Source organism: Acholeplasma sp. ORD1043 (assembly GCF_057808485.1).
This window is the reverse complement of record NZ_JAQLOJ010000021.1, coordinates 1-8,242: the sequence shown is the minus strand read 5'-3', so window position 1 is coordinate 8,242 and position 8,242 is coordinate 1. Positions and strand designations below refer to the sequence as shown.

At 28.6% G+C, this 8,242-nt stretch carries 11 protein-coding genes; 10 read left to right on the top strand and 1 reads right to left on the bottom strand.

Going from position 1 to position 8,242, the window contains the following annotated elements; genetic code table 11:
• Positions 1-114 precede the first annotated feature (114 nt).
• From PG914_RS06825 to PG914_RS06780, 10 genes are all read left to right on the top strand, one after another.
• The gene (locus tag PG914_RS06825) at positions 115-756 is read left to right on the top strand and encodes an HAD family hydrolase (protein WP_488823074.1); all 642 of its coding nucleotides are present in this window, start codon (positions 115-117) and stop codon (positions 754-756) included.
• An 11-nt stretch (positions 757-767) separates the two neighbouring features.
• Positions 768-1,292, top strand: a complete 525-nt coding sequence (locus PG914_RS06820; protein ID WP_488823072.1) for a DUF4865 family protein — start codon at positions 768-770, stop codon at positions 1,290-1,292.
• A gap of 282 nt (positions 1,293-1,574) precedes the next feature.
• Entirely contained in the window at positions 1,575-2,075 is a 501-nt protein-coding gene (locus tag PG914_RS06815; RefSeq protein WP_488823071.1) for an LURP-one-related/scramblase family protein, read from the top strand.
• 89 nt (positions 2,076-2,164) lie between these two features.
• Positions 2,165-2,809, top strand: a complete 645-nt coding sequence (locus tag PG914_RS06810) for a CatB-related O-acetyltransferase (protein WP_488823069.1) — start codon at positions 2,165-2,167, stop codon at positions 2,807-2,809.
• The gene (locus PG914_RS06805) at positions 2,809-3,474 is read left to right on the top strand and encodes a hypothetical protein (RefSeq protein WP_488823068.1); all 666 of its coding nucleotides are present in this window, start codon (positions 2,809-2,811) and stop codon (positions 3,472-3,474) included. The genes PG914_RS06810 and PG914_RS06805 overlap by 1 nt, the downstream gene beginning before the upstream one ends.
• A gap of 101 nt (positions 3,475-3,575) precedes the next feature.
• Positions 3,576-4,121 carry a GNAT family N-acetyltransferase gene (locus PG914_RS06800; protein ID WP_488823066.1) on the top strand — a complete coding sequence of 182 codons (546 nt, stop codon included), beginning with the start codon at positions 3,576-3,578 and terminating at the stop codon, positions 4,119-4,121.
• Positions 4,122-4,241: 120 nt separating this feature from the next.
• Positions 4,242-5,237 carry an ABC transporter ATP-binding protein gene (locus PG914_RS06795; protein ID WP_488823076.1) on the top strand — a complete coding sequence of 332 codons (996 nt, stop codon included), beginning with the start codon at positions 4,242-4,244 and terminating at the stop codon, positions 5,235-5,237.
• A complete protein-coding gene (locus PG914_RS06790) occupies positions 5,218-6,042 on the top strand; it encodes an ABC transporter permease (RefSeq protein ID WP_488823065.1) in 825 nt (274 codons plus the stop codon). Before PG914_RS06795 ends, PG914_RS06790 begins: the two co-directional genes overlap by 20 nt.
• Before the next feature lies 1 nt (position 6,043).
• Positions 6,044-6,835: an ABC transporter permease gene (locus PG914_RS06785; protein WP_488823063.1), complete on the top strand. Its 792-nt coding sequence runs from the start codon at positions 6,044-6,046 to the stop codon at positions 6,833-6,835.
• A gap of 66 nt (positions 6,836-6,901) precedes the next feature.
• Positions 6,902-7,399, top strand: coding sequence for a hypothetical protein (locus tag PG914_RS06780; protein ID WP_488823061.1), 498 nt, complete (start codon positions 6,902-6,904; stop codon positions 7,397-7,399).
• A gap of 35 nt (positions 7,400-7,434) precedes the next feature.
• On the opposite strand, the gene PG914_RS06775 is transcribed toward PG914_RS06780, so the two are convergent.
• Positions 7,435-8,076, bottom strand: a complete 642-nt coding sequence (locus tag PG914_RS06775; protein WP_488823060.1) for a hypothetical protein — start codon at positions 8,074-8,076, stop codon at positions 7,435-7,437.
• Positions 8,077-8,242: the final 166 nt, after the last annotated feature.

Sequence of the window (8,242 nt, the reverse complement as noted above, 5' to 3'; positions counted from 1 at the left end):
AAAAATAAAAGATATATTTAAAATATATGAGCCATCCTTTAATTTGGGATGGCTTATTTATTCATAAATAATTGTGTTATAATCAAATAGGAATTAGAAAGAGATGTTTAGTATATGAAATATAAAACTGTATTATTTGATTTGGATGGAACTGCTCTAGATACACTTGATGATTTAACAGATAGCATAAACTATTGTCTTTCAAAGTATAATCTACCACTTCGACCAAAAAGTGATATTAGAAGATTTTTAGGACATGGCATTAAAAATTTAGTAACTAGATCATTTGAAGGTTCAAATGTCGATATCGAAGAAGCATTTAAAATGTTTGCAGCATATTATAAAGATCATGCATCCATTAAAACCAAACCTTATGAAGGTATTGTAGAACTCATAAAAGAACTCAAAAGTAAAGGGATTAAAGTAGGGTTAGTTTCTAATAAAGCAGATATTGTGGTTAAAGAACTTGCTAAAGATTATTTTGAAAACCAGTTTGACTATGTATTGGGTCAAAGAGAAGATATTTTAAAAAAACCAGCCCCTGATATGGTTTATCATGCAATAAAGACATTAAATGGAAACCTCAATGATTCAATATATATTGGTGATAGTGAAGTTGATTTTGAAACAGCACTTAATGCAAATATGGATTGTTTACTCGTTTCGTATGGATTTAGAGATCGTGAAGAATTAGAAAAACTAAATTCAAAATATTTAGTTGATTCAGTATTAGAAATAAAGGAAATCTTATTCTAAGAGGTATATATATGATTGGGATGCAATATAGAATTGATTTTGAAATGGATTTTGATATCAATAAAATCAAAGAACGTGTTAAAAATAACGGACATAAAACAGATGGTTTTTCTGATTTGATATTTAAACTTTATTTAATTAATGAAAAAAAGTCAGATTTAATGTATGCTCCATTATATTTGTTCAAATCACATGAAGGTATGAATAAGTTTATCTTTGAAGGTTATTTTGATAATATATTAAACTCATTTGGTAAACAAAAGATAAATCATATCATCCCTATTGAAATGGAACTAAAAGATATTAAAGAAATTAAATATGTGTTAGAATCCATTGAAGAAGTTCATTTCAATGAAAAAGATGATTTATATAAATTAACATACCCAAAAACTAAACATACCCTAAAGAACTATGATTCAATGATAACCTTCTATAATCCTTTAACTTGGAAATTTTATACATACTTCATGTTTAAAGATAAACCAAATAACAATTTTGGTATGAAATTATTTACATGTCTACATGTCTCAACTTAAATAAACTGATAAAAATACAACTTTTCCTACAGGATAGTTGTATTTTTTTAAAACGCATACATAAATCCCTCAATATTTCCATAGACTTTATTTTAAAGTAGATTTAAACTATTCAACAAAAGATTTAATGATCTCAATATTGAACAAAATGACTATTTTAAGTATCAAAAAGATTAAGTTTCTAGAGATACATTTTGTGTCTCTTTTTTTTAAACATTTTGATAAAAAAAAGATACAATATAAATATATGTACAATACTTATCTTAAAAGGGGTTATTGAAATTGAGATTATACATTAAACAAAAAGTGTTTGCACTTGCAGATAGATATAAAATCTATGATGAAAATCAAAAACTAAAATATCATATGGAAGGAAAGATTTTCTCTTTAAGAGATAAAATGTTATTATACGATAATACAAATCGTTTCATATGTCGTATGCAACATCGCTACTTTTCATTTTTCAATCGATATTTAGACATTTTTGATGCAAGAAATCACAAGATTGCAACATTGAAAAAACATGCATTAGCATGGACACCAAAATTAACATTACAAGTAAATGGGGATGATTATTATATTAGAGGTGGTCTATTTCAGTTTAACTTTACAATTTCTAAGAATGATCGCATTGTAGCTACTGTTTCTAAAAAGTGGTTATCTTGGGGAGATACTTATGAAATGTTACTGGATGATCGTGAAGATGAAGCATTCTTAGTTTCACTTGTGGTTGGTATTGATTCATTAGTTCATAATGATCGATATAATAGAAGTGGACATTAAAAATTAAAAAGGTTTTTCAAAACCTTTTTTTATTTTTTGTTCAGTATTTCATTTATAATGAAATTAGAGTAAATAAAGGGGGTTCATATATGAAAAACAACATAAAACCAGATCCAAATAAGATATATCCAAATCCAAACTTTAATTCGATAACATATATCAAACCAACCATTAAACAAGAAAATATTATTGTTGGTGATTTTTCATACTTCAGCAATCAAGATTTTGAATCCCATGTGACGCATAATTGGGGTATGTATGATGAAAAATTAATCATTGGCAAGTTTTGTCAAATTGCTGATGGTGTGAATTTTATTATGAATGGTGCGAATCATCAAATGAATGCAATAACTACATTCCCTTTTGATATTTTTGAAGGATTCGAACACAAGCCAATAAAAGAAAATATGCCATTTAAAGGTGATACAATTGTTGGTAATGATGTTTGGATTGGTCAAAATGTAACAATTCTTCCTGGAGTAAAGATTGGTGATGGTGCAATCATTGGCCTAAATTCTACCGTTGGTAAGGATGTTCCACCTTATAGTATAATTGCAGGTAATCCTGCTAGAATAATTCGAAAAAGATTTGATGATGAAATGATTAGTTTATTACTTGAATTTAAGTGGTGGGACAAATCGATAGAAGAGATTCAAAGCTTAATTCCATTACTAACATCATCCGATCTTGAAATGGTTAAAAATGAACTTAAACATAGACTTGGAAAATCATAATGCGCAAAATTAGAGAAACAATTCAACAAGAAAAAGAAAATATGCCTACTTATCAGTTTAATTTTCTTTATAATACACTACCAAGAATAATGTCTTTGGTATTCTTTATTTTGATTGTTGGTGTAATTTCAACAGCAATCCTAAGTGAATACTTAGAAAATGAACTTCTTTACGCATTGCCATTAATTTGTGCAGTACTATTATCGATACCATTTTTCATACATTTAATTAAGACAGGAAGAAAGGTAAGAGGTAGACTAGTTGAAGAAAAAACGCATGATTTCGAACAAAAGTATCCTTTGTTACCATTTGAAGTTGCAAAAGAAATACTTGAACAAGAAGGTATTATTAAAGATCATTTAGCAATCATCTATGAAAACTCTTATCGAATCAAAGAACTTTACACTGTATTTATAGGTTATACGATTTCAGGTCTTTATACATTTGGGTTTGGATTTAATCATAAAGACTTTGAAGAACCATGGTATTTAGAACTAGATTCACCAACGCTATCTTATTATTATCATAGGTTAGAACTTGTATCAAATGGTGAAATTCTAAAGTTATTTGTCGAAGATAAAAAGCTTTATGTAAAGTTGCTCTTAAAATATAATGGTGATATTAAAAAAACAATTAATGCAATAAATAGATTAAAGAAATTATAGTTTGATTACGATCAAACTTTTTCTTTATAATATTAGGTGCTGTTTAAATGACTTTACTCTATAATAGAATAAGAATATCAAGCGATTAAGAGGTTGAAGATATGAATGGAATAGGTACAAATACAATTGAAACAAATCGTCTAATTTTAAGACGAATGGAATTATCTGATGCACCTTTTATTTTTAAAAATTGGGCAAGTGATGAAGAAACGACTAAATTCTTAGATTGGAATGCTCACCCAAGCGAAGAAGCATCATTAAAATATGCTGAATTTAAGGTGAATAGATACCAAAATGATTTTAATTTTGATTGGGTAATTGTCTTAAAAGATACGCATGAAGTCATTGGTGAAATTGATGCAGTTAATGTAAATAAAATCCATAAAACAATTTCGATTGGTTATGTCTTAAGTAGAAAATATTGGCAACAAGGTTACATGACAGAAGCGTTAAAGGGAGTCATTGACTATTTATTCAACTTAGTAGGTACAGATCAAATTACCGCCTGTCATATACCAGAAAATCCTGCTTCTGGCCGTGTAATGGAAAAAGCTGGTATGAAATATAATGCGACAATAAAAAATTACCGTATTAATAAAGTAACAGGAAAAAGAACGGATTTAATCTATTATTCGATTGAAAAATAAAGACAAATTGTTGTCTTTATTTTTATATAATTATGTAACCGTTTTCACATTATAATCTGAAAAGAAATTATGATTAGAAATCAGTATAATTAAATTAAGTGAGGAATAAGTATAATGGCAATTATAGAAGTTAAAAGTGCGCAAAAACATTTCAAAAGACCTATTAGAAAACCAGGTATTATTGGCATGTTTAAGACGTTGTTTAGTATGAAATACGATACAGTACAAGCAGTAAAAGATATCTCATTTTCTCTAGAAGAAGGTGAAATTGTCGGTTATATTGGTGCCAATGGTGCAGGTAAATCAACAACCATTAAAATGATGTGCGGCATCTTAACACCATCAGCTGGAGAAATCACAGTGAATGGGTATAAACCATATGATCCTAAACAAAGAAAACATGTTTTGAAAAATATCGGGGTAGTTTTTGGACAACGTACACAATTATGGTGGGATTTACCATTAATAGAATCACTTGTCATCTTAAAAGAGATTTATGAATTGAGTGATGAGGATTACAAACAAAGATTTGAATTTTTAAAAGAAGTCTTAGGACTTGAAGATTTTTTAAATCAACCCGTAAGAACATTATCATTAGGTCAAAGAATGAGAGCGGATTTAGCTGCTTCACTAATTCATAACCCTAAAATTTTATTCTTAGATGAACCAACAATTGGTCTTGATGTTTTAGTTAAAGATAAAATGATTGAGGCGATTAAACATATTCATGAACAATATCATACAACAATCATCCTTACCACCCATAACATGGATGATATTACTGACCTTTGCAATCGTGTAATTATTCTTGATGAGGGTCAAATACTTTATGATGGTGCCTTAAAAACCATTAAGTCCAAATTCGGTGATATCAGAAATATTAGTTTCGTATCTAAAGATTTAGCAGAACTTGATAACTTAAAGAAAGACCTTAAAGACAAATGCGTCATTACAGAAGAAAATGGAATGGTGAATGTATCTTTTGACCATGCTAAGTATAATGTCAATAAAGTTCTAAAAGCTATCTTTGATCGCTTCATCATTGAAGATATCAAAATTGAAGAAAACTCTTTAGAAAACATAGTGAAGAAAATTTATGAAGTTAAAAAGATTTAGAAAATATTGGGCCTTTACAAAAGGCGGTATATTAAATGGTTTCGCCTATAAATTTAGTGCATTTGGGTGGTTGATAGGCGATTTAGTCGGTATTTTAATTCTTTACTTTTTATGGTCGGCAATTTATTCAAATTCTCCAACACCGATCATTAATGGGTTATCATTTACGGATATGTTAACCTATTTAATTTTTGCAAGAATTGCAGCGAATTTAGTCTATTCATCTTCATCCTTTTTCATTGTGGGTGAGGATATTTACGAAGGTGGCATTGCACTCAGTTTAATTAGACCAATGAGTTATAGATATCGTGTACTTTCAAATAGTTTTGGTTACTTTTTATCAAACATTATATTGATGATTGTTCCTTTGTTTATCGTAGCTTCATTAATCTTATATTTTGTCTTAGGGGTCGAATTACCATCAATACTTAATATCATTTGCTTTTTAATCAGTGCATTATTATCATTTGTTATTACTGATGGATTAGGGTTTTTATTAGGTGAATTAGCGATTTTTACAAATGCTTTATTTGGACTAATGTTAATTAAGAATATCACTTTCACATTTTTATCTGGAAGTCTTTTACCAAGTGCATTTTTCCCAGAATGGTTACAAAATGTTTTAAAATTCTTACCTTTCCAAAGTATGATTGAAAATCCAATTATGATTTTAATGGGTAGGATTGAAGGCATTGAAATCTTATGGACGCTACTCATTCAAGTAATGTGGTGCTTAATTTTAGGTTTCTTATGTAATGTGACTTTCAATAAGTTGAAAAAACATGTTGTTTCGGTAGGAGGATAATATGAAAAAATACTTAAAACTCTATCCGATATATATTTCTAGAAGTATTAAAGCTAGACTTGCCTATCGATTAGATGCATTGATTGGAATCTTTGGATTTTTACTAGAAAATGCAATTCAATTTTTTACCCTTTATTTGACAGTTGCTGCGATTCCTGATTTAAACGGTTGGACAGTTGAAATGATGGGATTCTTATATGGTTTTTACTTAATTCCAAAAGCAATTGACCATATATTCTCTGATCAAATTTGGCAGTTATCTAATGGTGGTATTGCAAGAGGTATTTTAGATAAGTATTTGATTAAACCAATCAATCCTTTATTTCAATTAGTCGCTGAAATGATTCAATTAGAAGGATTTGGTGAGTTAATCTTAGGTATTGTATTCTTAGTTGTTTTCACCCCACAAGTTGGTTTAGTGCTCACCTTCTCAAATGTCTCTGCGATGATTCTGGTGGTATTCTTCTCAATGATTTTCTTTTTCTCAATTAAGTTAATCTTTGGTTCAATATCCTTTTGGACTAAGAGAAGTATTGAAGTTATGACAACTGTCTATGATATTTCTAATTTTGCTAAATATCCAATTCAAATTTTCCATAAAGTTATTCAGTTTATTTTGACATTTATAATTCCTTTCTCTGTTGTTATATTTTTCCCAATCGATGCGCTTTTAAATGGTGGTAACGTTTGGGAACAAACACTTTATGTAGCAATTGCATCTATTGTTATGCTGATGATTGCTCTACTTATTTGGAGTAAAGGTTTAAAGAAATACGAAAGTGCTGGAAGTTAATTACGCTTGACGTAAAAAAATAAACACCTTATGCTAGAATATATCTAGTTTATAAGGTGTTTTTATATGATCAAGGTAAAAGATTTAGTCATCATTTCAAGTTTAACTGCAGTACTCATTATCATGGAATCAGTGCTTACGTTTATTCCGTTTTTTCAATTAACCGTTTGTTTACTCGTTTTATATTCTAAAAAGATTGGTAGTCTAAAGTGTACATTAATTATTATTTTACATGTTATCGTGGATGTTTTACTTCATGGGACTTATGATATCCTAAGTGTATTTGTTATGATTTTAGGTTGGCTTTCAATCCCTTTATTGATTCGTTTATTTTCAAAGAATCATGAAAATGTGTGGATTCTTGGATTACTTGGTATTTTGTCATCCTTAATCTATAGCTGGTTATTTATTATTTATTTTGTTGTTTTTTATCAACTAGACCCAATAGTCTACTTTATAAATGATATACCTTATGAACTTGGTATGATCATCTCAAGTTTCTTATCAATTGTTATACTTTATAAACCACTGTCTTACTTATTTAACCAATTTAAGATTAATTAAAAATAAAACCACCATATTAGGTGGTTTTCATTTCTTTAACTAACTGTTTGATAGTTTAAATATGTAGTAAGTGAAACGTCGGTTAGTTTAAACTCTGTAACTTCCCAACTAACATCACCTTCAGATGTTAAGTATTCGAATTTCAATGCAATTTTAGTTTCATTATCAATAGTGTAATTTGTTTCAATATTCACACCATAAACAGACGCTTTCCATGAATAAATTTGAACTGAACGACCTAAATAAGTATCGTTCTTAACAAATTTTGCAATATTATTTATACTTTCAGCCCATTCAACTAAGAATATAAATGTCATCTCATGTGATAATAAAACAATTTCATGCATATATTCATCGAGTAATGTCTTAGTCTTAGCTTCTAAGTCTAACTCATAAACATTATCACCTTCGATAAAATAGGAATTATAATCACTCATATATAATTCTTTATCACCGGATTTAGCAACAACATATTCACTTGGTAAATCATCTCCATAAAATGCTACTTTAATGTAATATGTATCTCCTAAACTAGAAATAATATTTTCACTATTATACTCATCACCTAATGTTACGGTGTCATCTTGGTTATCCCCTTTTGTGCCTGATTCAATATTACATGCCACCAGCAATACTGAAAACACCATTAAAAATAATAAAAGTGCGAACTTTTTCATTATAATCAACCCTTCCTCTTTTTTTCACACAGGGGAGATTATAATAAAAAATACTTTCAAGTTCAAACTTTTTAACTCAAACTTAAATATCTTGCACAAAACCGAGGTTGAGTTACATATTAGCAAATAATGATTTGTTTTTTGATAATAAAAGGCTTGCATCAAA

Bases quoted from the DNA above. Each gene is read 5' to 3' on its own strand.
- PG914_RS06825 (WP_488823074.1), top strand. From the start codon at position 115: ATGAAATATAAAACTGTATTATTTGATTTGGATGGAACTGCTCTAGAT.
- PG914_RS06820 (WP_488823072.1), top strand. From the start codon at position 768: ATGATTGGGATGCAATATAGAATTGATTTTGAAATGGATTTTGATATC.
- PG914_RS06810 (WP_488823069.1), top strand. From the start codon at position 2,165: ATGAAAAACAACATAAAACCAGATCCAAATAAGATATATCCAAATCCA.
- PG914_RS06805 (WP_488823068.1), top strand. From the start codon at position 2,809: ATGCGCAAAATTAGAGAAACAATTCAACAAGAAAAAGAAAATATGCCT.
- PG914_RS06800 (WP_488823066.1), top strand. From the start codon at position 3,576: ATGAATGGAATAGGTACAAATACAATTGAAACAAATCGTCTAATTTTA.
- PG914_RS06790 (WP_488823065.1), top strand. From the start codon at position 5,218: ATGAAGTTAAAAAGATTTAGAAAATATTGGGCCTTTACAAAAGGCGGT.
- PG914_RS06785 (WP_488823063.1), top strand. From the start codon at position 6,044: ATGAAAAAATACTTAAAACTCTATCCGATATATATTTCTAGAAGTATT.
- PG914_RS06780 (WP_488823061.1), top strand. From the start codon at position 6,902: ATGATCAAGGTAAAAGATTTAGTCATCATTTCAAGTTTAACTGCAGTA.
- PG914_RS06775 (WP_488823060.1), bottom strand. From the start codon at position 8,076: ATGAAAAAGTTCGCACTTTTATTATTTTTAATGGTGTTTTCAGTATTG.